Raw genomic sequence first — 20,244 nt, 5'->3', positions numbered from 1 at the left:
CAGTTGCCGGGGCCAGCTATTGGTAATCGCCCGAAGGTCGGCTACAGCGCCTTTTCCAGCTCCGGCAGGATCGCGAACAGATCCCCCACCAGGCCGATGTCGGCGATCTCGAAGATCGGCGCATCGCCATCCTTGTTGATCGCGACGATCGTGCCGGCATCCTTGATGCCGGTCAGGTGCTGGATGGCACCGCTGATGCCTACGGCCACGTACAGTTCCGGCGCGATGATCTTGCCGGTCTGGCCCACCTGCAGATCGCTGGGCACGTAGCCGGCGTCGACCGCGGCACGCGAGGCACCGACGGCGGCACCGAGCTTGTCGGCCAGCTGGAAGATGACCTTGAAGTTCTCTTCCGAACCGACGCCACGGCCACCGGAGACCACGCGCTTGGCAGCCTGCAGGTCCGGGCGGTCGCTGGCACCAGCGGCGAGGCCGACGAAGCGGGTGTGGGTCGGCAGGGCTGCATCGACGCTGGCCGCTTCGATGGCGGCGCTGCCGCCCTGGGCGGCTTCCGGCCACGAGGCGGCACGCACGGTGGCGACCACGATCTGGTCGGCCGGGGCTTCCACGGTGATGATCGCGTTGCCGGCGTAGATCGGGCGCTTGAAGGTGTGGCTGCCTTCGACGGTCATCAGGTCGGAGACCTGGTTGACGCCCAGCAGGGCGGCCACGCAGGGCATCAGGTCCTTGCCGAAGGTGGTCGACGGGCCGAACACGTGGGTGTAGCCCTTGGCCAGCTGCGCGATCTGCGGCGCCAGCACCTGGGCGATGGCCTGCGCGTTGGCGGCGTTGGCCACGGTCAGGACCTTGGCGACGCCACTGATCTTCGCGGCCTCGGCGGCGACGGCGGCCGGATCGGAGGCCAGCACCACGACATCGATGCTGGCACCGCTGATGGCGGCGGCGGCGCTGACAGTCTTGGCGGTGGCGGCGTTGAGCTTGCCGTCGTGGTGTTCGGCGATGACGAGAATCTTGCTCATTACAGCAGCCCCTTCTGCTTGAGTGCGGCCACCAGTTCGGCCGCGTCCTTGACCATCACACCCTTGCTGCGCTTGGACGGTGCGGCGTATTGGGTGGTCTTGAAGGTATCGGCGGCTTCAACGCCGAGGTCGGCCAGCTGCAGGGTCTCCAGCGGCTTGGCCTTGGCCTTCATGATGTCCGGCAGCTTGATGAAGCGCGGCTCGTTCAGGCGCAGGTCGGTGGTGACCACCGCCGGCAGGTCCACTTCCAGCGTTTCCAGGCCGGCGTCGACTTCGCGGATCACCGTGGCCTTGCCGTCGGCAATGTCCAGCTTGCTGGCGAAGGTCGCCTGCGGACGGCCCCACAACGTGGCCAGCATCTGGCCGGTCTGGTTGGCGTCGTCGTCGATGGCCTGCTTGCCCAGGATCACCAGGTCCGGCTGTTCCTTCTCGATCAGCTTGAGCAGGGTGCGGGCGGCGGTCAACGGCTGGATGGCCTGATCGGTGACGACGTGAATGGCACGGTTGGCGCCCATGGCCAGGCCGTTGCGCAGATGCGCCTGGGCATCGGCCGGAGCAATGGTGGCGACCACGACTTCGCTGGCGATGCCCTTGTCGCGCAGGCGCAGGGCTTCTTCCAGCGCGATTTCATCGAAGGGGTTAGGGGACAGCTTGACGCCGTCGGTGACCACGCCGGAACCGTCCGGCTTGACCTGAATGCGGACGTTGTAGTCCACCACGCGCTTGTACGCGACGAGGATTTTCATCTGGTACGGGGTCCTTCAATAATGGAGAGAACGTCCGGTTCTCGCACAGCAACCGGTTCGGGGGTGGGATCCCGATTCTAGCTGGCTTGAGGGAACCATGCGAATGCGTATGGTTATGCTGCAGTGCAGTATGGCTCGTGTGGATCGGGTGCGTCGTTCACGTCACGCAGGCAGTCGTGAAGACGAACCACATGTATCCTGTACTGCTGTGCAGGGTGCTTGGTAGCGCCCCCTTGGATGAATTTAGATCAGGAGAACAGGTAGTGCCCACATGGCTTGTCACCGGCGGTGCCGGATTCATTGGCGGTAACTTTGTTCTCGAAGCGGTCGCCCGTGGCATCAAGGTCGTCAATCTCGACGCCCTGACCTACGCCGGCAACCTGAAGACACTGTCCAGCCTGGACGGCAACCCGAACCACGTGTTCGTGCAGGGTGACATCGGCGACAGTGCCCTTGTAGCCCGCCTGCTGGCCGAGCACCAGCCGGACGCAGTGCTGAACTTCGCCGCCGAAAGCCACGTGGACCGTTCCATCGACGGCCCAGGCGCCTTCATCCAGACCAATGTGGTGGGCACCTTGGGTTTGCTTGAAGCGGTACGCGACTACTGGAAGGCGCTGCCGGCCGAACAAGCGGCGGCCTTCCGCTTCCTGCACGTGTCGACCGACGAGGTGTACGGCACCCTGGGCGAGACCGGCAGGTTCAGCGAAACCACGCCGTACGCCCCGAATTCCCCGTATTCGGCGTCGAAGGCCGCTTCGGACCACCTGGTGCGTGCGTTCCACCACACCTACGGGTTGCCGGTGCTGACCACCAACTGCTCCAACAACTACGGCCCGTATCACTTCCCCGAGAAGCTGATCCCGCTGGTGATTGCCAAGGCGCTGGCTGGCGAACCGCTGCCGGTGTACGGCGATGGCAAGCAGGTGCGCGACTGGCTGTTCGTGTCCGATCACTGCGAAGCGATCCGCACCGTGCTGGCCAAGGGCCAGGTCGGCGAGACCTACAACGTCGGCGGCAATTCGGAAAAGCAGAACATCGAAGTGGTGCAGGCCATCTGCGCACTGCTGGACCAGCGCCGCCCGCGTGCGGATGGCCAGCCGCGCAGCAGCCAGATCACCTATGTCACTGATCGCCCCGGCCACGACCGCCGTTACGCGATCGATGCCTCCAAGCTGAAGAACGACCTGGGCTGGGAACCGGCCTACACCTTCGAGCAGGGCATCACCTTTACCGTTGACTGGTACCTGGACAACCAGGAATGGGTCAACGGCGTGCTCGACGGCAGCTACCGTCTGCAGCGCATCGGCACCGCGGCCTGAACCCAGGAGACACCATGACCCAGCGCAAGGGCATCATCCTCGCCGGTGGCTCCGGCACCCGGCTGTATCCGATCACCAAGGGCGTCAGCAAGCAGCTGTTGCCGGTGTATGACAAGCCAATGATCTACTACCCGCTCAGCGTGCTGATGCTGGCGGGCATCCGTGAAGTGCTCATCATCAATACCCCGCACGAACAGGCGTTGTTCCAGCAGTTGCTGGGCGATGGCTCGCAGTGGGGCATGGACATCCAGTACGCGGTGCAGCCCAGCCCCGATGGGCTTGCCCAGGCGTATCTGATCGGCAAGGAGTTCGTCGCCGGCAAGCCGAGCTGCCTGGTGCTGGGTGACAATATCTTCCATGGCCATGGCTTGCGTGAAGTCCTCAAGCGTGCCGATGAGCGCGTGGACGGTGCCACCGTGTTTGGCTATTGGGTGAATGATCCGGAACGCTATGGCGTGGCCGAGTTCGACAAGACCGGCAAGGTCATCGACCTGGTGGAGAAGCCGGAGAATCCGCGTTCGAACTATGCAGTGACCGGCCTCTACTTCTACGACGGCAACGCCAGCGCGCATGCCGCCGAACTAAAGCCGTCGCCGCGTGGCGAACTGGAGATCACCGATCTCAACAAGCGCTATCTGGGCGAGAGCAACCTGCACCTGGAAGCGCTCGGCCGTGGCTATGCCTGGCTCGATACCGGCACCCACCAGTCGCTGCTGGAAGCCTCCAACTTCATCGAGACCATCCAGACCCGGCAGGGCCTGCAGGTCTGCTGCCCGGAAGAAATCGCGTTTGGCCAGGGCTGGATCACCGCCGAACAGCTGGAAGCACTGGCCGCGCCGCTGATCAAGAATGGCTACGGCCAGTACCTGCACAAGCTCGCCCTGCGTGGAGTTGTTCCGTGAAAGTGATTGAAACCAAGTTGCCTGGCTGCGTGGTGATCGAGCCGGCGGTGTTCGGCGATGCCCGTGGCTACTTCTTCGAAACCTGGAATGCCGAGCGCTTCGCTGCGCTGGGCCTGCCGGATCGCTTCGTGCAGAGCAACGTCTCGACTTCGGCCAAGGGTGTCCTGCGCGGGCTGCATTACCAGTGGCCGCGCCCGCAGGGCAAGCTGGTCAGCGTGCTGGAAGGCGAGGTCTATGACGTGGCCGTCGACATCCGTCGCGGCTCGCCGACCTTCGGCCAGTGGGAAGCGGTGGTGCTGAGCGCGGGGAACAAGAAGCAGTTCTGGATTCCGGAAGGCTTCGCCCACGGCTTTGCCGTACTGTCCGAGCGCGCGGTGTTCAGCTATCTGTGCACCGAGGTCTACCTGAAGGACTTCGATGCCGGCGTGCGCTGGAACGATGCCGATATCGCCGTGGACTGGCCGATCAGTGCGCCGACGTTGTCGGCCAAGGACGAGAATGCCCCCTTCCTGAAGGACATCGCCGAAGACCGCCTGCCGGTCTACGTGCCATGACCGTTCTGGTCTTCGGTGGCAACGGCCAGGTCGGCCAGGAGCTGCTGCGCGCGCTGGCGCCGCTGGGCAAGGTGGTCGCGACCACCCGCAGCGGCACTCTGCCGGATGGCAGCGCCTGCGAAACCGCCGATTTCGGCCAACCTGAAAGCCTGCCGGCCCTGCTGGACCGGCTGCAGCCGTCGATCGTGGTCAACGCCGCGGCCTACACGGCCGTCGATCGTGCCGAACAGGAGGTCGACGCGGCCTTTGCGGCCAATGCGCAGGCGCCGGGGGTGATCGCGCGCTGGTGTGCGGCGCATAGCGTGCCATTCGTGCATTACTCCACCGACTACGTGTTCGATGGCCAGGGCACCGCGCCCTACCGTGAGGACGAGCCGACCGCGCCGCTGGGTGTGTATGGCACCAGCAAGCGTGATGGCGAGGATGCGGTGCGTGCGGCCGGTGGTCGCCACCTGATCTTCCGCACGGCGTGGGTGTATGCCTCGCATGGGGCCAATTTCCTGCGCACCATGCTGCGCGTCGGCGCCGAGCGCGATCAGCTGCGCGTCGTCGCCGACCAGGTGGGCACGCCAACCCCGGCGGCATTGATCGCCGATGTCACCGCGCAGGCGTTGCAGCACCCGGGCCAGTTGTCCGGTACCTGGCACCTGACTGCCAGCGGCCAGACCAGCTGGCATGGTTTTGCCGAGGCGATTTTCGCCGAATCGCTGGCTGCGGGCGTGCTGGTGAAGGCGCCGTCGGTCGAGGCGATTCCCAGCTCCGAGTACCCGACCGCGGCCAAGCGCCCGGCCTGGTCAGTGCTGGACAACCGCAAGCTGCAGCAGGATTTCGGCATCGTGCTGCCGGCATGGCAGGACGGCCTGAAGCGGGTGATGGCGGAGATTGCCTGAGCCTGTAGGCGACGTGCCGACCAACGGTCGGCACCCACCTCGACCAACGGTCGGCAGCCTCCAGCGGGCGCGGGGTCAACTGCGCCCGTAGGTGTCCTCGAAGCGCACGATGTCGTCCTCGCCCAGGTAGCTGCCGGACTGCACTTCGATCAGTTCCAGCGGCAGCTTGCCCGGATTGCGCAGGCGGTGGGTCACGCCCAGCGGAATGTAGGTGCTCTGGTTCTCGCTAAGCAGGATCACTTCATCGCCACGGGTCACTTCGGCGGTGCCGCTGACCACGATCCAGTGCTCGGCGCGATGGTGGTGCATCTGCAGGCTCAGCGTGCCACCGGGCTTGACCGTGATCCGCTTGACCTGGAAGCGCTCGCCGTTGTCGATCGAATCGTAGGCGCCCCACGGGCGATAGACCTTGCGATGCCAGGTGGCCTCGCTGCGGCCTTCGGCCTTCAGCTGTGCCACCACGGTCTTGACCTCCTGCATGCGGTCGGCCTTGCCCACCAGCACCGCATCGTCGGTCTCGACCACGATCACGTCATCGAGGCCGACCATGGCCACCAGGCGCTGGGCATAGGCATAGGTGTTGCGGCAATCAATGGCGATCACATCGCCCTGGTGGGCGTTGCCGTCGCCATCCTGCTGCGAGACATCGCGCAGTGCGGTCCACGAACCGACATCGTTCCAGCCGGCATCCAGCGGGATCACGACTGCATCGGCAGTCCTTTCCATCACCGCGTAGTCGATCGAGTCCGACGGCACCGCCGTGAAGGCATCCTTGTCCAGACGGGTGAAGTCGGCATCGCGGCGCGCCTGCTGCCAAGCTTGGCGGCTGCGAGCCAGCATTTCCGGCTGGAAGCGCTCCAGCTCCTGCAGGTAACGCGACGCCTTGAACAGGAACATGCCGCTGTTCCAGTAGTACTGGCCGCTGCTGACGTAGCCGGCGGCGGTCTCCAGGTCGGGCTTTTCGACGAAGCGTTCGACGGCACGCAGGCCCTGGCCGTTGGCAGCCTTGATATAGCCGTAGCCGGTTTCCGGGCCGGTCGGCACGATGCCGAAGGTGACCAGCTTGCCGGCTTCAGCGGCACTGGCGGCGGCCTGCACCGCGTTGCGGAAGGCCGCCTCGTCGGTGATCACATGATCGGAGGGCAGCACCAGCAGCAGCGCGTCGGCACCGTCACGGGTGGCTTCCAGCGCAGCCACGGCGATGGCCGGTGCGGTATTGCGGCCCACCGGTTCAAGGATGATCGCGGCCGGTTCGGTGCCGACCTGCTGCAGCTGTTCGGCGGCAACGAAGCGGTGTTCCTCGTTGGCAATCACCAGCGGGCCACGTGCCGCCAGTGGGGCGACGCGTTGCCAGGTGGCCTGCAGCATCGTCAGCTCGCCGGCCAGTGGCAGGAACTGCTTCGGGTAGGCCTCGCGCGAAAGCGGCCACAGGCGGGTACCGGATCCGCCGGACAGGATGACGGGCTGGATGCTGCTCATGCGGGCCTCGGTTACTGCTGGATCAGACGGGAAATTTCGTCGGTGCGCGCCTGCATCAACGCAGCGTCACCGCGCGCTTCGACGTTCAAGCGCAGCAGCGGTTCGGTGTTGGAGCTGCGCAGGTTGAAGCGCCAGTCGCCGAAGTCGGCACTGATGCCATCGGTGTGGTCCAGCCTGGGCGATTGCGCCGCGAAGTGCTCCATCACGCGCGCCACTGCGGCCTTGGCATCGTCCACCTTGAAGTTGATCTCGCCGCTGCACGGATAGGCGGCCATCCGGTCTTCCACCCAGTCGGCCAGCGAACGGCCACTTTCGGAGACCAGCTGGGCGATCAGCAGCCACGGAATCATCCCGGAGTCGGCGTAGGCGAATTCGCGGAAGTAGTGATGGGCGCTCATCTCGCCGCCATACACGGCATCCTCGGCTCGCATCTTTTCCTTGATGAACGCATGCCCGCTCTTGCACTGCACCGCGACACCGCCGGCCTGCTCGACCATGTCCTCCGTGTTCCAGACCAGGCGCGGGTCATGCACGATCCTGCCGCCGGGATGGCGCGCCAGGATCGCCTTGGCCAGCAGGCCGACCAGGTAGTAGCCCTCGATGAAGCGGCCGCTGTGGTCGAAGAAGAAGCAACGGTCGAAGTCACCGTCCCAGGCGATGCCGAAGTCGGCACCGTGTTCGCGCACCGCGTCGGCGGTGGCGGCGCGGTTCTCCGGCAGCAGCGGGTTGGGAATGCCGTTAGGGAAGCTGCCGTCCGGCTCGTGGCAGATGCGGATGAACTCGAACGGCAGGTGCGGTGCCAGCAGGTCGACGATGGCGCCGGCGCCGCCATTGCCCGCATTGACCACCAGCTTCAGCGGCTTCAGTTTGCTGGCATCGACGTAGCTCAGCAGATGCTGGATGTAGGCGTGCTTGTCATGCTGGGCGGTCTGCCCGGCACGCGGCGGCTGGGCCTCGGAGGAATCGGCGGCGACCGCGTCGGAAATCGCGAACAGGCCGGTATCCGAACTGATCGGCCGCGCGTTCTCCTTCACCAGCTTCATGCCGTTGTAGTCCATCGGGTTGTGGCTGGCGGTCACCATCACGCCGCCGGCCGCGCCGAGGTGATCGGTCTGGAAGTAGACCTCTTCGGTGCCGCACAGGCCGATGTCGATCACCTCACGGCCGGTCCCACGCAGGCCTGCGGCCAGCGCATCCTGCAGTGCCGGACTGGTAAGGCGCACATCATGGCCGAGGACCACCGGGCCTGGAGCGAGCTGTGCGGCCAGGGCGACGCCGATGCGACGGGCCAGGTCCTCGTTCAGTTCTTCCGGCACACGGCCGCGGATATCGTAGGCCTTGAAAGCGGGCAGGGGCATCGATCAGATCCTTTGTGAGCTCAGCCCCCGATTGTAGTCCCAGTCCCGTATGGGAATCGTTTCCATCGGGAAACGCCACCTGACTGGGTGTTCCGGTCAGTGCTGCGGCGGCCGCCGGCCCGGCCTGCGGGTGCGTCTGGCCGGCAGGCCCGGCAGTGGCGCCAGCAGTGCCTGCACGTCTTCTCCGCTGAAGCGCGGCCCGGCGCTGCCACCGCCTTCGAGAATCGATTCGGCCAGCAGAGCCTTGCGCTCCTGCAGCTCGGCAATCCGCTCTTCGATGCTGCCTGCAGTGATCAACCGGTAGACGAACACCGGCTGCTGCTGGCCGATCCGGTGAGCGCGGTCACTGGCCTGGTTCTCGGCAGCGGGATTCCACCAGGGATCGAAATGGATGACGGTGTCGGCCGCGGTCAGGTTCAACCCCACGCCACCTGCCTTGAGGCTGATCAGGAACACCGGGATTTCACCGTGCATGAAACGTTGCACCGGCGTGGCCCGGTCCTGGGTATCACCGGTCAGGGTCACATAGGCCAGTCCCAGATCGTCCAGCGCCTGCGCGATCAGCGACAGCATGCCGGTGAACTGCGAGAACAACAGGATGCGACGACCTTCCTCGACCATCGGCGGCAGCATCTCGCGCAACAGATCCAGTTTGGCCGAGCCTGCAGCCCGTGCCGGTGCGTTGCCCGGCAGCAGGCGCGGATCGCAGCAGACCTGGCGCAGTTTCAGCAATGCATCCAGCACCACGATATGGCTGCGCGCCAGCCCGCTGCCGCTGATGGCCTCACGCACCTGCTTTTCCATCGCTGCACGTACGGTTTCATAGAGATCACGCTGGCCGCCCTCCATTTCGACCGCACGGGTAATGAGGGTCTTGGGCGGAAGCTCCGACGCGACCTGGTCCTTGCGTCGGCGCAGGATGAACGGGCGCAACCGCTGCGCCAGCAGCTGGGCACGGCGATGGTCGCTGCCGCGTTCGATGGGGTGGCGCCAATACTGGTTGAACTGCTTCTCGGTGCCGAGCAGGCCGGGCAGCAGGAAATCGAACTGCGTCCACAGTTCGCCCAGGTGGTTTTCCAGCGGCGTGCCGGTCAGACACAGGCGATGGCGGGCCTGCAACGTGCGCAGGGTGACGGCAGCGCGTGATTTCGGATTCTTCACCTGCTGGGCTTCATCCAGAATCAGCAGATGGTAGGCATATGCCTGCAGCGCCTGCTCGTCGCGCCACAGCAGAGGGTAGGTGGTGAGTACAAGGTCGTGCCCGGGAATCGCCTCGAACAGCGTTTCACGTGCCGGCCCATGCAGAGTCAGCACGCGCAGGCCCGGGGTGAAGCGTGCCGCTTCGCTCTGCCAGTTGTGCAGCAGCGAAGTGGGCACCACCAGCAGCGCTGGACGGTCCAGGCGGCCGGCTTCCTTCTCGACCAGCACATGCGCCAGCGTCTGTACGGTCTTGCCCAGCCCCATGTCATCGGCCAGCACGCCCCCCAGGCCCTGCTGGCGCAGGTACTGCAGCCACGACAGGCCTTCGCGCTGATAGGGACGCAGCGTTGCCTCCAGCCCTGCCGGCGGCGGTACTTCGCTCGGTGCGGGTGCCTGCATCAGCCGCTGCACGAGCGCCTGGGTATCCTTGCGGCCACGGAACTGCAGGCGCGCAGTGTCCTGCAGCGCCTGCAGGCGGCCACGGTCAAGCGCAGACAGGCGCAGCGGCGCGCCACGCTGGGTAAACAGGTCCGCCAACAGGGCCATGATCGGCTTGAGTCGTGCGGCCCGCAGTGCCAGGCGCGTGTTGTCGCCCGTCGTCAACAGGATGTTCTCGTCGTCGCCGATGTCATCCAGCTGGCCACGCATCCAGCGAGGGTCGGCCTGCAGCACCTGCTGCAGCAGCGGAACCATCGACACATCGCGGCCTTCCACCTGGATGTCCAGGCCCAGGTTGAACCAGCCCGCGTCTTCCGGGTCCGCCTGGATGTCCAGGTCGATCTCCTCCACCCGGGTGATGCGATGGCGGAAATCCTCGTCCGCCTCCACCTTCCAGCCCAAGGCTTCCAGGCGCGGCACGTCGTCCAGCAGGAACCGTGTCCAGTCATGGGTACGCAGCTGGAACTGCGGGCCGGCGCCTTCCAGTGGCGCCCGCGGAGCCGTGTCGCGATGCAAGCCCACCGTGCGCAGCTCGGCCTCGCGCCGTGATTCCTCACCCAGGTCGCGGGGCAGCAGTGCGAGTTGGCCCTCCGGATCGTGGGCGAACAGGCTCGGATCATCCAGGAACCGCACGTGCTCGTCGTACTCGAAGGCCACGGTTGCGATATCGGCCCATTGCGAAGGGTCGCGGGGGCCGAGCCACGGCGGCCGGAATTTGATCGTATGCAGGCGCAGCACGGGGGTCATGGCGCTGATCTGCAGCGTAGGCAGTGTGTCGCCTGCACCGGGGCGCGGCAGCGCGGGGTCGATCTGTTGCAGCAGTTGCGCCACGATCGGTTCCTCATCGGGGAGCAGGTGGGGAAGGGCGAGGAACGCGTCTGCGTCCTCCGGCTTGACGTCCAGCAGGAGAAGGCCGACTTCACCGGAGACCGGATCCAGGTAACCGGCACTAGATCCCAGTACGAGGCCGTCCGCGTCGCCTTCCACGCTCAGTGCGGGCGCCAGCAGCAACCTGCCGTGAGTCGTCTCTGCGCTCCACCCCAGCGTACCGCGACGTGGTGCGCCGGGCCTGGCCGGCACGCGATCATGCATGCCACATGACACCCAGCCATGCCCGCTGGACACGATCGACTGCAGGATCGTGCCGACGTCGAACCACTCCGGCGGTTTTACCGACTGATGCAGGGCCCACAGCTGCGCCACCGCGGCCAGGTCGGCCTGCGTCAGGTAGGCGGGCGGTTCCAGCAACAGCTGAGGGGTGATTTCCTGCCACTTGTCGAACTCGATCGTATCGTCGAGGGCGTATTTGACGCGGCGGAGCAGGATGGAAGGCCGGTGATTGAACGTGGACAGCTCGAAGATGATGCCGTTTCTACGTGACCGGGGAGGCTGGGCTCTGACGGACTGCCAGCGTGACAGCTGTTCCAGCAGTTCGCGGCGTGGCGACTGGACCGGTTCGTGCTCTGACGCTGGATCGTCATCGCCCAGGTCTGCTGCGTCCAGCATGTGGGCGACCAGCACGGCTGCCACGTGCTTGCAGTGATGGCCGACAGGGCACGAGCATTCACTTTGCAGGCGGCTGCGAGGATGGCGCAGGCTGGCTTCCAGATCGATTTCCACCCGGTAGGGATATCTGGCCGAGCCTTTCACTTCGGCGATGAGCATTCCACTGGTCAGATGCATGTTGCGGACACCGGACAGGCAACGTTCGCTCTTTTCCAGTGTCCACGCGTCCATCCAGCGGAGCAGGTCTTCTTCGGTGTAGGTCTGGGCCATCAACGAGGGTGGGCCGGGCATGGGGCCGGCCATGGCAGGGGAACCGGGCATTCTACGGAACCCAGTGCGATGCCCGTGCAATGCTGCGGCGCATCCAGGCCCTTCGCCGCCCTCCAGCTAGAATGCGGTCATCCTCAACGTGCAGGGTAGTACAGCAATGCAGCAATCGACTTCCACCGGCAAGCGCAGCAAGCGCTTCGCCAGTGCGGCGGAGGCCCTGCAAGGGGTGGTCGCCGATGGCCAGACGCTGGCCGTGGGCGGCTTCGGCCTGTGTGGCATTCCCGAGGCATTGATCGCCGCGCTGCGCGACAGTGGTGCCAAAGGGCTCACTGTGATCTCCAACAATGCCGGCGTTGATGGTTTCGGCCTCGGCCAACTGCTGGAAACCCGGCAGATCAAGAAGATGATCTCGTCCTACGTGGGTGAGAACAAGGAGTTCGAGCGGCAGTTCCTGGCCGGCGAGCTCGAGCTGGAATTCAACCCGCAAGGCACCCTGGCCGAGCGCCTGCGTGCCGGCGGTGCGGGCATCCCGGCGTTCTTCACTGCCACCGGCTACGGCACCGTGGTGGCCGAGGGCAAGGAAACCCGCGAGTTCGACGGCAAGCACTACGTGATGGAAACCGCGCTGCGCGCCGACGTGGCGCTGGTCAAGGCGTGGAAGGCCGACGAGGCCGGCAACCTGGTGTTCCGCAAGACCGCTCGGAATTTCAACCCGGCCTGTGCGATGGCCGGCAAGGTCTGCATCGCCGAGGTCGAGGAGATCGTGCCGGTTGGCGCCATCGATCCGGACCAGGTGCACCTGCCGGGCATCTACGTGCACCGCATCGTGCACAACGCGCATCCTGAAAAACGCATCGAACAGCGCACCATCCGCGCGGAGGGCAACTGACATGGCGTGGACCCGTGACGAGATGGCGGCACGCGCCGCCCGCGAACTGACCGATGGTGCGTACGTGAACCTGGGCATCGGCCTGCCGACCCTGGTAGCCAACCACATCCCTGAAGGCGTGGACGTGTGGCTGCAGTCGGAGAACGGCCTGCTCGGTATCGGCCCGTTCCCGACCGACGCGGAAGTGGACGCCGACCTGATCAATGCCGGCAAGCAGACCGTGACCGCACGCGCCGGCGCCAGCTATTTCGGCAGCCACGACAGCTTCGCGATGATCCGCGGTGGCCACGTCAACCTGGCCATCCTCGGTGCCATGCAGGTCACCGACAAGGGCGACCTGGCCAACTGGATGGTGCCCGGCAAGATGGTCAAGGGCATGGGCGGCGCGATGGACCTGGTGGCCGGGGTGCAGCGCGTGGTGGTGCTGATGGAGCACACCGCCAAGAACGGCGAGCACAAGATCCTGGCCGAATGCACGCTGCCGCTGACCGGCGTCGGCGTGGTCGACCGCATCATCACCGACCTGGCGGTGTTCGACGTGACTGACAAGGGCCTGCTGCTGGTGGAGGCCGCGCCGGGTGTAAGCGATGAAGAGCTGAAGGAAAAGACCGGCGTCGCGTTCCAGCGCGGCTGAGGCTGCAAGGGCGGCCAAGCGTGCCGCCCTGTTTCTAGAGGTGCCGCCATGCTGTTCCCCCACGACCTGCCCGACGCCAACGTTCAGCACCTGCCGGGCTGGCTGGCCGCTGCCGACGCCGACCGGCTCATGGGGGCGCTGCAGGCCGACGTGCCGTGGGAGGTCCACCGCATCCGGATGTTCGGCAACTGGGTGGATTCGCCGCGGCTGAGCTGCTGGATCGGAGATCCGCAGGCGCGCTACCGCTACTCCGGTGCCGAGTTCGTGCCGCATCCGTGGCCGCGCGTGTTGCAGGTCGTGCGCAAGCGCCTGCAGGCCGAAGGCCACGGCCGCTTCAACAGCGTGCTGTTGAATCGCTATCGCAGCGGGGGTGACTCCATGGGCTGGCACAGCGATGACGAGCCGGAGCTGGGACCCGCCCCTGTGATCGCGTCGCTGAGCCTGGGCGCCACGCGCCGTTTCCTGCTGCGCCGACGCAATGATACGGCGCGCAAGGCCGAATTCGCGCTGGGCCACGGTGACCTGCTGCTGATGGTCGGGCAGACCCAGCGCTTCTACCAGCACGCGCTGCCGAAGATGGCGCGGGTGCAGGGCGAGCGGATCAACCTGACGTTCCGCTGGATCCAGCCCAGCTGAAAGAAATCACGCGCGTACCAGATCGATGCAGGCTGACAGCAGGCCGCGACCGAAATTGCTGTAGTTTCCGGAGAGCAATTGCCCCATCACGGCCGGTAAACGCCGCATGCGGGAGGCGGGCAGCGTCGCTCGTACCGAAACGTGATGCTGCTTGCGCTCCACCCACGCCAGCAATGGCTGGGCCAGGCTCAGTTCGCGTCCTCGCGCCAGCAACAAGCCCGATTGCACGCACTCGGTCTCCAGTTGCCGCTTGCGTCGTACCGCGCGTGGCGCCGTGTCATTGCCGCCCAGGCCCAGCTGGTTGTTGCTGTGCAGGCGATAGCCGATGAGTGCCTCGGGAAGGCTGTCGATGTCCCCACGCATGGCTGCCAGCGTGCCGATCCAGGCATCGTGCACCCAGTCCTTGTCCGGTAGTGGCAGAGCATCGGCCAGCACCGAATGACGGAACGCCATCGCCGCGCCCGTCATCAGGTTTCGCTTGAGCATCAGACGGAAGCCGCCGCCGGCATGCATGCGCGCCAGATCCTCGGGCAGGTAACGCAGCGCATCGAACAATGTCTGCTGCAGCGGCTGCCCGGCCTCATCGATCAACTGAGCATTGCAGTGCAGGGCAAGCAAGCCAGGCCGCGCATCGAACTCGGTGCAGAAGCGCGCTATCTTGTTGGCATGCCATACATCATCCTGGTCGCACAGGAAGATGATCTCACCAGTGCAGGCACGCAGCGCACCATCGAAGTTCCGTCGATAGCCGACGTTCTGTGGGTTCACCTGCAGGTCCACGGTAATGCCCGCAGCTTCGGCACGTGGCACGAAGGCCTGCAACAACGCCAAGGTGCCATCAGTCGATAGATCATCCCGGATCACGATCTGGTTGGGGCGGCGTGTTTGTGCCAGCAGGCTGTCGAGCTGCTTCTCTAGGAAGCGCTCACCGTTGTACGTGCAGACGGCAATGGAGACGGACGCGGGCATCAGTGTGGCAAGGGACGTGATTCGTCATTATCGCACGTACCCACTGGGGCCTCGCCGGGCGTGCCCGGCGACGCTGCCATCAGCGCGTGACGGTCGGCTGGTCGGCCTGCCCGCTCACCAGCGTCCAGCCCACCACATCCTGCGCCAGCTGCTGCAGGCCGCGCTCGAACGCGGCGGTCACCGCCGGCACGTCGGTACTGCCGACCGGCTGTGCCTGGCGGAACGTACGGTTGGCGACCACGCGCTGGTCGGCGACGTGGATCAGCTTGGCGTTGACCTCGATCACCACGGTCGGCGTGGCCTGGCCCTGGTAGTCCGACTCGAAGCGGCGCACGTCGGTGGACAGCTTGTAGTCGGCGCGGATGCCGGCGGTGCTGCGGGCGACGCCGTGGATGCGTCCGGAATCCTCAAAGCCGCGCAGCAGGGTGTCCTCGATCATGTCGGTGGCCGGCTGGGCCCAGCTGGCGCCCTTGTAGATCTCCAGCTGCGATGGGGTCGGCCGCACGTTGATGCGCGGGCTGTCGACCATGCGTGCGGCGCTGGGCTTGGCCAGTACCAGCTGCCAGCTGGCCTGCGGCCACGCCGGATCGGCCTTCACCTGCACGGCGGGCGAGTACAGCGTCACCGCGGTTTTCTCGCTGCTGCCAAGGATGGAGCAGGCGCCCAGCAGGGTGACCAGCGAAGCGGCCAGCAGCAGGCGCGGAAGGGGCATCGGGCTCATTTGGGTTCGAACTCCTTCGGTGCGTCGCGGCCCAGCAGGTAGCGCGCGGGGTTGTTCTCGAGGCGGTCGCTGACCCGGCGCAGGTCGCGGATCAGGCCGCGCAGTTCGGTCAGCGTCGGGCCCAGCTGGCCGAGGCCATCATTGGCGAAGCTGTTGATCGCGGCGCGGTTCTCGCCAAGGATCGAATCGGCGTTGCCGGCGGCCGAGTCGAGCTTGGCCAGGGTGCCGTCGAGCTTGTCGATGATGCCCGGCAGCTGCTGCACCAGATTCCTGTCCAGGCGCTCGATGGTGCCGTTGGTGGTCTTCAGCGTGGTGTCCAGGCTGCGGGCGGCATCGCGCGCGCTGAGCAGCAGCGCCTGCGTGCCCTGGTCACGGTCGGCCAGCCCGCCGCTGATCGTCTCCAGGTTGGCCAGCGTCGCGTTGATCGAGGCCACGTTGCGATCGCTGAGGATCTGATCCATGCGCTCGACGATGCGGTTGGCAACGTCGGTGATGTTCTGCAGCGCCGACGGCGTGGTCGGGATGATCGGGGCCGGGTCCTTGTTGACCGTGGTCAGCGCCGGCGACTGCGGCGTGCCGCCGCTGAGCTGGATGATCGATGGGCCGGTCAGGCTGGTGATCGCCAGCTTGGCGCGGGTATCGGTCTTGACCGGGGTGGTCGAGTTCAGGCGGATGCGTGCGACCACCTGGCGCGGGTCGTCCGGCACCAGGTTCAGTTCGATGATCGAACCGACCGCGATGCCGTTGTACTGCACCGGGCTGCCCACCGACAGGCCGGTCACCGCCTCGCGGAACACCACGCGGTATTCCTGCCAGGTGCGGTCGGAGGAGTACTTGGCCGCCCACAGGCCGAAGGCCAGCAGGGCCAGGCCGGTGATCAGGGTGAACGCGCCGATCAGCACGTAGTTGGCTTTGGTTTCCATGGCTCAGGCACTCTCGATCTGTTCGCCGCGCGCGGCACGCGCACGCGGTCCGTGGAAGTATTCCTGGATCCACGGATGATCCAGTTTCTCGATGTCCGGCAGTGGCGCGTTGGCCACCACTTTGCGGTCGGCGATCACCGCCACCCGGTCGCAGATGGCGTACAGCGTGTCCAGGTCGTGGGTGATCAGGAACACGGTCAGCCCCAGCGCCTCCTGCAGGGTCTTGATCAGGCGGTCGAACGCGGCCGCACCGATCGGGTCGAGGCCTGCGGTCGGTTCATCCAGGAACAGCAGCGGCGGGTCCAGCGCCAGCGCGCGGGCCAGGCCGGCGCGCTTGCGCATGCCACCGGACAACTGCGATGGCAGCTTGTTGATCGCATCGGCGGGCAGGCCGGCCAGCTTCACCTTCAGCAGCGCCAGCTCGTAGTGCCAGCGCTCGGGCAATTCGCGGTGGTGTTCCTTCAAAGGCACCTGCACGTTCTCGCCCACGGTCAGTGAAGAGAACAGGGCGCCGTCCTGGAACAGCACGCCGGTATTCCGTTCGATGTGCAGGCGGCTCTCGGCGTCGTCGGCACGCGCATCGCGGCCCAGCACCTCGATCTGGCCGGCGTCGGGCGTGCGCAGGCCCAGGATCGAGCGCATCAGCACCGACTTGCCGGTGCCCGAGCCACCCACCACGCCCAGGATCTCGCCACGGCGCACGTCCAGGTCCAGGTCTTCATGCACGGTCTGGCTGCCGAAGCGGTTGACCAGCCCACGCACGCGGATGGCCAGGTCGTGGCCGTCGCCGTCCTGCATGGGTATTTCTTCGGGAGTCGGATGCGTGCTCATGTCACCAGTCCATGTGCATGAACCACAACGCCGCGAAGGCGTCGATGATGATCACCAGCGAGATCGTCTGCACCACGCTGGAGGTGGTGCGTTCACCGACCGACTGCGCCGTGCCTTCCACCTTCAGCCCTTCCAGGCAGCCGATCAGGCCGATCACCAGCGCAAACACCGGCGCCTTCGACAGGCCGACCAGCATGTGCCGCACTTCCATTGTCTCGTGCATGCGCGCGATGTACATCTGCGGCGGGATGTCGAGGTCGAACGCGCCGACAGTGATGCCGCCGGCCAGGCCCGCGATCATCGCGATGAAGGTCAGCAGGGGCAGGGTGACCAGCAGCGCCAGCAGGCGTGGCAGCACCAGCAGGTCGATCGGATCCAGGCCCAGCGTGCGCATCGCGTCGATTTCCTCGCGCGCCTTCATCGCGCCGATCTGCGCGGTGAACGCACTGGCGGTGCGGCCGGCCAGCACGATCGCGGTCAGCAGCACGGCGAACTCGCGCAGGAAGGCGATGTTGACCAGCTCGACCACGTAGATCTCGGCGCCGAAGTCGCGCAGGATGGTCGAGCCGAGGAAGGCGATCACCGCGCCGACCAGGTAGGACAGCAGCGCCACCAGCGGTACTGCGTCCAGCCCGACCTGCTCCATCTGGTGGACGGTGGCGGTCAGGCGGAAACGGCGGGGCTCCTTGACCAGGCGTGCTGCCTTGACCAGGTTCTCGCCGAGGAAACTGCACAGCGCCTTGATGTTGTGGCCAGTGGCATGGACGCTGACACCGAGCCGTTCCAGCGCCGCCAGCACGCCGAAATCGCGCTTGGGCCGGGGCCGGTCGTCGGCCACTTCCTCGATGGTGCAGACCAGCGCCTGGTGGTCCGGCCGGAACTGCAACGCGTCCTCGCCAAGGTCGGCGCGATGCGCTACGCGCAGTACCTGCAGCACGCCGGCCGAATCCATCTTCTCGATGCCGGTGGCGTCGATGCCGGTCAGCGTGTCGGGAACGCTGCGCAGGACTTCGGCCGCGGCCAGCGCGGTCTTCAGGGTCCAGGTGCCGGACAGGCGGATCAGGCCCGGGTCATGGGCATCCTGTTCGAGCTGGGGGGCGTGGTTCGGGGTCACTTGGGCCATTCGGGTCGCAGCATAACCGTTCTGTCTGGGGCATCGCGTCGAACCCGGATGAATTTATCCAGTGCGGCCCGGCAGTAGGTAATACTACGGCGCATGTCCGCAGACGCTCACACGATCCCCACGCCCCAGGCCACCTACGCGCAGCGCGTGGCCTTTGTTTCCGAGATCGCCGGACGCCTGCACAGCTACGGCACCACGGCCCAGCGCCTGGAAACGGCAGTGGTGGCACTGGCCCGCCAGCTCGATCTGGATTGTGAACCGTGGTCGAATCCCACCGGTATCATCCTCAGTTTCAGCGACCCGGCACAGGCGATCGGCTCCAGCGACATCACCCGCGTGATCCGCCTGGCACCCGGCGAGAACGACCTGCACAAGCTCAGCGTCGCCGACCATATCGCCGAGGAAGTGGCCAACGGGCGGATGAGCATTGCCCAGGGCCACACCGCGCTGCGCCAGCTGGACAAGGATCCGGGCCGGCGCGGCAAGCTGCGCACCATTCTTTCATTCACCCTCGGCGCGGCCGGCGTGGCCGGCATGTGGAAGCTGCCGTGGCTGGACATCGCCACCGCCGGTGTCATCGGGCTGATGATCGGCCTGCTCGGCATGGTCACCGACCGTCGCCCGGCCACCCGCGAAGCGGCCGAGGCGCTGGCGGCGCTGCTGGCCGGCATGGTCGCAACCCTGGTTGCGTCCTTCGTCGGCGCACTCAACCTCAACACGGTGATCATCGCCTCGCTGGTGGTGCTGCTGCCCGGCATGTCGCTGACCAATGCGGTCAATGAACTCGCCAGCCAGCATTGGGTCTCCGGTACCGCGCGCTTCGCCGGCGCGTTGACCACCATCATGAAGCTCAGCGTGGGTGCGATGATCGCGGTGACCCTGGCCGATGTACTCGGCCTGGACCCGGTGATCCGCGCCACGCGGCCGCAGGGGCCGTGGGTGGAGTGGGGTTCGCTGCTGACCGCGGCATTCGCCTTCGCGATGCTGTTCAAGGCCAACCGGCGCGATTACCCGTGGGTGATCGCGGCCTCGGTGGCGGGTTACGCGATCTCCAAGTTCGGCGGGCACGCCTGGGGCGCGCCGGCCGGCATCTTCCTGTCAGCGATGCTGCTGACCGCCGGTGGCAATCTGTTCGGCCGCCTCGTTGGCCGCCCAGGAGCGATCATCCGCCTGCCCGGCATCATCATGATGGTGCCCGGCAGCACCAGCCTGCGCGGCGTGCTGACCCTGGTCCAGCAGCAGGACGTTGGCGCGGGCCAAAGCGTGTTCCTCACCGTGCTCAACGTGGTGATGGCGCTGGTGGCCGGCCTGCTGTTCGGCAACCTGCTGATGCCGGCGCGCAAAACCCTGTAGGTGTGGACCGTTGGCCCGCACACCGAAGAATGAAAAACGCCGGCTTCCGCCGGCGTTTTTCATTGCATCCCGATCCGGCCTCAGGCCTTCTTGATCAGGAAATCTTCCGGCTTCTTGTTGCCCTTGGCGGTCAGCTCGGCCATCCAGCGCGGCTGCTTGCCACGACCGGTCCAGGTTTCCTTGGGGTTGGCCGGGTTGCGGTACTTCGGGGCAACCTTGCCCAGCTTGCGGCCGGCGGTCTTGGACGGTGCCTTGGCTGCCGGGGCGGCTTTGCGCGCGCGCGGGGCCGGGGCGCCGCCGAACAGTTCTTCGATGGTGTAGCCCTCGGTCTTGGCCAGCTTGGTCAGCTGGGCCCGGACCTTGGTGATTGGCCGGCGCTTGGCGACGATGGTCTGCTGCTTCTTGGCGGTACGGATCAGGGCGCCCAGCTCGCGTGCCGACAGGCCGGTCAGGTCAATGCTCATTTACGGTTACTCCGGAAACTAAAATGTGGACGGGACGAGCCAGTCCATGGCGTCGCGGG

The 20,244-nt window shown here is 66.2% G+C and carries 19 protein-coding genes; 8 read left to right on the top strand and 11 right to left on the bottom strand.

Annotation, left to right across the window (positions count from 1 at the left end; translation table 11 throughout):
- Positions 1-41: 41 nt before the first annotated feature.
- Both JLDANKMP_RS10880 and JLDANKMP_RS10875 read right to left on the bottom strand, forming a co-directional pair.
- Entirely contained in the window at positions 42-980 is a 939-nt protein-coding gene (locus tag JLDANKMP_RS10880) for an electron transfer flavoprotein subunit alpha/FixB family protein (RefSeq protein ID WP_212561079.1), read from the bottom strand.
- Entirely contained in the window at positions 980-1,726 is a 747-nt protein-coding gene (locus JLDANKMP_RS10875) for an electron transfer flavoprotein subunit beta/FixA family protein (protein ID WP_171968631.1), read from the bottom strand. The genes JLDANKMP_RS10880 and JLDANKMP_RS10875 overlap by 1 nt, the downstream gene beginning before the upstream one ends.
- A gap of 263 nt (positions 1,727-1,989) precedes the next feature.
- Here JLDANKMP_RS10875 and rfbB point away from each other — a divergent pair, with 263 nt between their 5' ends.
- The 4 genes from rfbB to rfbD are packed head-to-tail and all read left to right on the top strand — an operon-like array spanning position 1,990 to position 5,391.
- Entirely contained in the window at positions 1,990-3,045 is a 1,056-nt protein-coding gene (gene rfbB, locus JLDANKMP_RS10870) for a dTDP-glucose 4,6-dehydratase (protein WP_212561078.1), read from the top strand.
- Between the two features lie 14 nt (positions 3,046-3,059).
- Positions 3,060-3,947 carry a glucose-1-phosphate thymidylyltransferase RfbA gene (gene rfbA, locus JLDANKMP_RS10865; RefSeq protein ID WP_212561077.1) on the top strand — a complete coding sequence of 296 codons (888 nt, stop codon included), beginning with the start codon at positions 3,060-3,062 and terminating at the stop codon, positions 3,945-3,947.
- Positions 3,944-4,501, top strand: a complete 558-nt coding sequence (gene rfbC, locus JLDANKMP_RS10860; protein ID WP_171968634.1) for a dTDP-4-dehydrorhamnose 3,5-epimerase — start codon at positions 3,944-3,946, stop codon at positions 4,499-4,501. The genes rfbA and rfbC overlap by 4 nt, the downstream gene beginning before the upstream one ends.
- Positions 4,498-5,391 (top strand): dTDP-4-dehydrorhamnose reductase, encoded by an 894-nt coding sequence (rfbD, locus tag JLDANKMP_RS10855; RefSeq protein WP_212561076.1) that lies wholly within the window; start codon positions 4,498-4,500, stop codon positions 5,389-5,391. The genes rfbC and rfbD overlap by 4 nt, the downstream gene beginning before the upstream one ends.
- Positions 5,392-5,466: 75 nt before the next feature.
- Here rfbD and JLDANKMP_RS10850 read toward each other — a convergent pair whose 3' ends face one another.
- From JLDANKMP_RS10850 to JLDANKMP_RS10840, 3 genes are all read right to left on the bottom strand, one after another.
- Positions 5,467-6,870 (bottom strand): mannose-1-phosphate guanylyltransferase/mannose-6-phosphate isomerase, encoded by a 1,404-nt coding sequence (locus JLDANKMP_RS10850; protein ID WP_212561075.1) that lies wholly within the window; start codon positions 6,868-6,870, stop codon positions 5,467-5,469.
- 11 nt (positions 6,871-6,881) lie between these two features.
- Positions 6,882-8,228 carry a phosphomannomutase gene (locus JLDANKMP_RS10845; RefSeq protein ID WP_212561074.1) on the bottom strand — a complete coding sequence of 449 codons (1,347 nt, stop codon included), beginning with the start codon at positions 8,226-8,228 and terminating at the stop codon, positions 6,882-6,884.
- A 96-nt stretch (positions 8,229-8,324) separates the two neighbouring features.
- On the bottom strand, positions 8,325-11,642 hold the full coding sequence (locus JLDANKMP_RS10840) for a DEAD/DEAH box helicase (RefSeq protein WP_212561186.1): 3,318 nt from the start codon (positions 11,640-11,642) through the stop codon (positions 8,325-8,327).
- Between the two features lie 157 nt (positions 11,643-11,799).
- Between JLDANKMP_RS10840 and JLDANKMP_RS10835 the strand changes: the two genes are divergently transcribed.
- From JLDANKMP_RS10835 to JLDANKMP_RS10825, 3 genes are read left to right on the top strand one after another with little or no spacing between them, the layout of a single operon-like run.
- Complete coding sequence (locus tag JLDANKMP_RS10835; RefSeq protein ID WP_049402800.1) at positions 11,800-12,531, top strand: CoA transferase subunit A; 732 nt, start codon at positions 11,800-11,802, stop codon at positions 12,529-12,531.
- A gap of 1 nt (position 12,532) precedes the next feature.
- Complete coding sequence (locus JLDANKMP_RS10830; RefSeq protein WP_171968637.1) at positions 12,533-13,165, top strand: CoA transferase subunit B; 633 nt, start codon at positions 12,533-12,535, stop codon at positions 13,163-13,165.
- Between the two features lie 48 nt (positions 13,166-13,213).
- Positions 13,214-13,801 carry an alpha-ketoglutarate-dependent dioxygenase AlkB gene (locus JLDANKMP_RS10825; RefSeq protein WP_171968638.1) on the top strand — a complete coding sequence of 196 codons (588 nt, stop codon included), beginning with the start codon at positions 13,214-13,216 and terminating at the stop codon, positions 13,799-13,801.
- 6 nt (positions 13,802-13,807) lie between these two features.
- On the opposite strand, the gene JLDANKMP_RS10820 is transcribed toward JLDANKMP_RS10825, so the two are convergent.
- The 5 genes from JLDANKMP_RS10820 to JLDANKMP_RS10800 form a co-directional block, all read right to left on the bottom strand.
- The gene (locus JLDANKMP_RS10820) at positions 13,808-14,770 is read right to left on the bottom strand and encodes a glycosyltransferase family 2 protein (RefSeq protein ID WP_171968639.1); all 963 of its coding nucleotides are present in this window, start codon (positions 14,768-14,770) and stop codon (positions 13,808-13,810) included.
- 79 nt (positions 14,771-14,849) lie between these two features.
- A complete protein-coding gene (locus tag JLDANKMP_RS10815; protein ID WP_212561073.1) occupies positions 14,850-15,491 on the bottom strand; it encodes an ABC-type transport auxiliary lipoprotein family protein in 642 nt (213 codons plus the stop codon).
- Positions 15,488-16,414 carry an MlaD family protein gene (locus JLDANKMP_RS10810; protein ID WP_005408000.1) on the bottom strand — a complete coding sequence of 309 codons (927 nt, stop codon included), beginning with the start codon at positions 16,412-16,414 and terminating at the stop codon, positions 15,488-15,490. Before JLDANKMP_RS10810 ends, JLDANKMP_RS10815 begins: the two co-directional genes overlap by 4 nt.
- A gap of 3 nt (positions 16,415-16,417) precedes the next feature.
- Positions 16,418-17,245: an ABC transporter ATP-binding protein gene (locus JLDANKMP_RS10805; protein WP_005408001.1), complete on the bottom strand. Its 828-nt coding sequence runs from the start codon at positions 17,243-17,245 to the stop codon at positions 16,418-16,420.
- Between the two features lies 1 nt (position 17,246).
- Entirely contained in the window at positions 17,247-18,368 is a 1,122-nt protein-coding gene (locus tag JLDANKMP_RS10800; RefSeq protein WP_212561072.1) for an ABC transporter permease, read from the bottom strand.
- A 93-nt stretch (positions 18,369-18,461) separates the two neighbouring features.
- Between JLDANKMP_RS10800 and JLDANKMP_RS10795 the strand changes: the two genes are divergently transcribed.
- On the top strand, positions 18,462-19,721 hold the full coding sequence (locus JLDANKMP_RS10795) for a threonine/serine exporter family protein (protein WP_005408003.1): 1,260 nt from the start codon (positions 18,462-18,464) through the stop codon (positions 19,719-19,721).
- An 80-nt stretch (positions 19,722-19,801) separates the two neighbouring features.
- Here the strand turns inward: JLDANKMP_RS10795 and JLDANKMP_RS10790 are convergent, their stop codons facing one another.
- Positions 19,802-20,185, bottom strand: coding sequence for an H-NS histone family protein (locus JLDANKMP_RS10790; RefSeq protein WP_005408004.1), 384 nt, complete (start codon positions 20,183-20,185; stop codon positions 19,802-19,804).
- Positions 20,186-20,244: the final 59 nt, after the last annotated feature.

The sequence above is a fragment of the Stenotrophomonas sp. PE591 genome (assembly GCF_018320795.1).
Classification (GTDB): Bacteria; Pseudomonadota; Gammaproteobacteria; order Xanthomonadales; family Xanthomonadaceae; genus Stenotrophomonas; species Stenotrophomonas maltophilia.
This window is presented reverse-complemented; position numbering and strand designations above follow the sequence as displayed.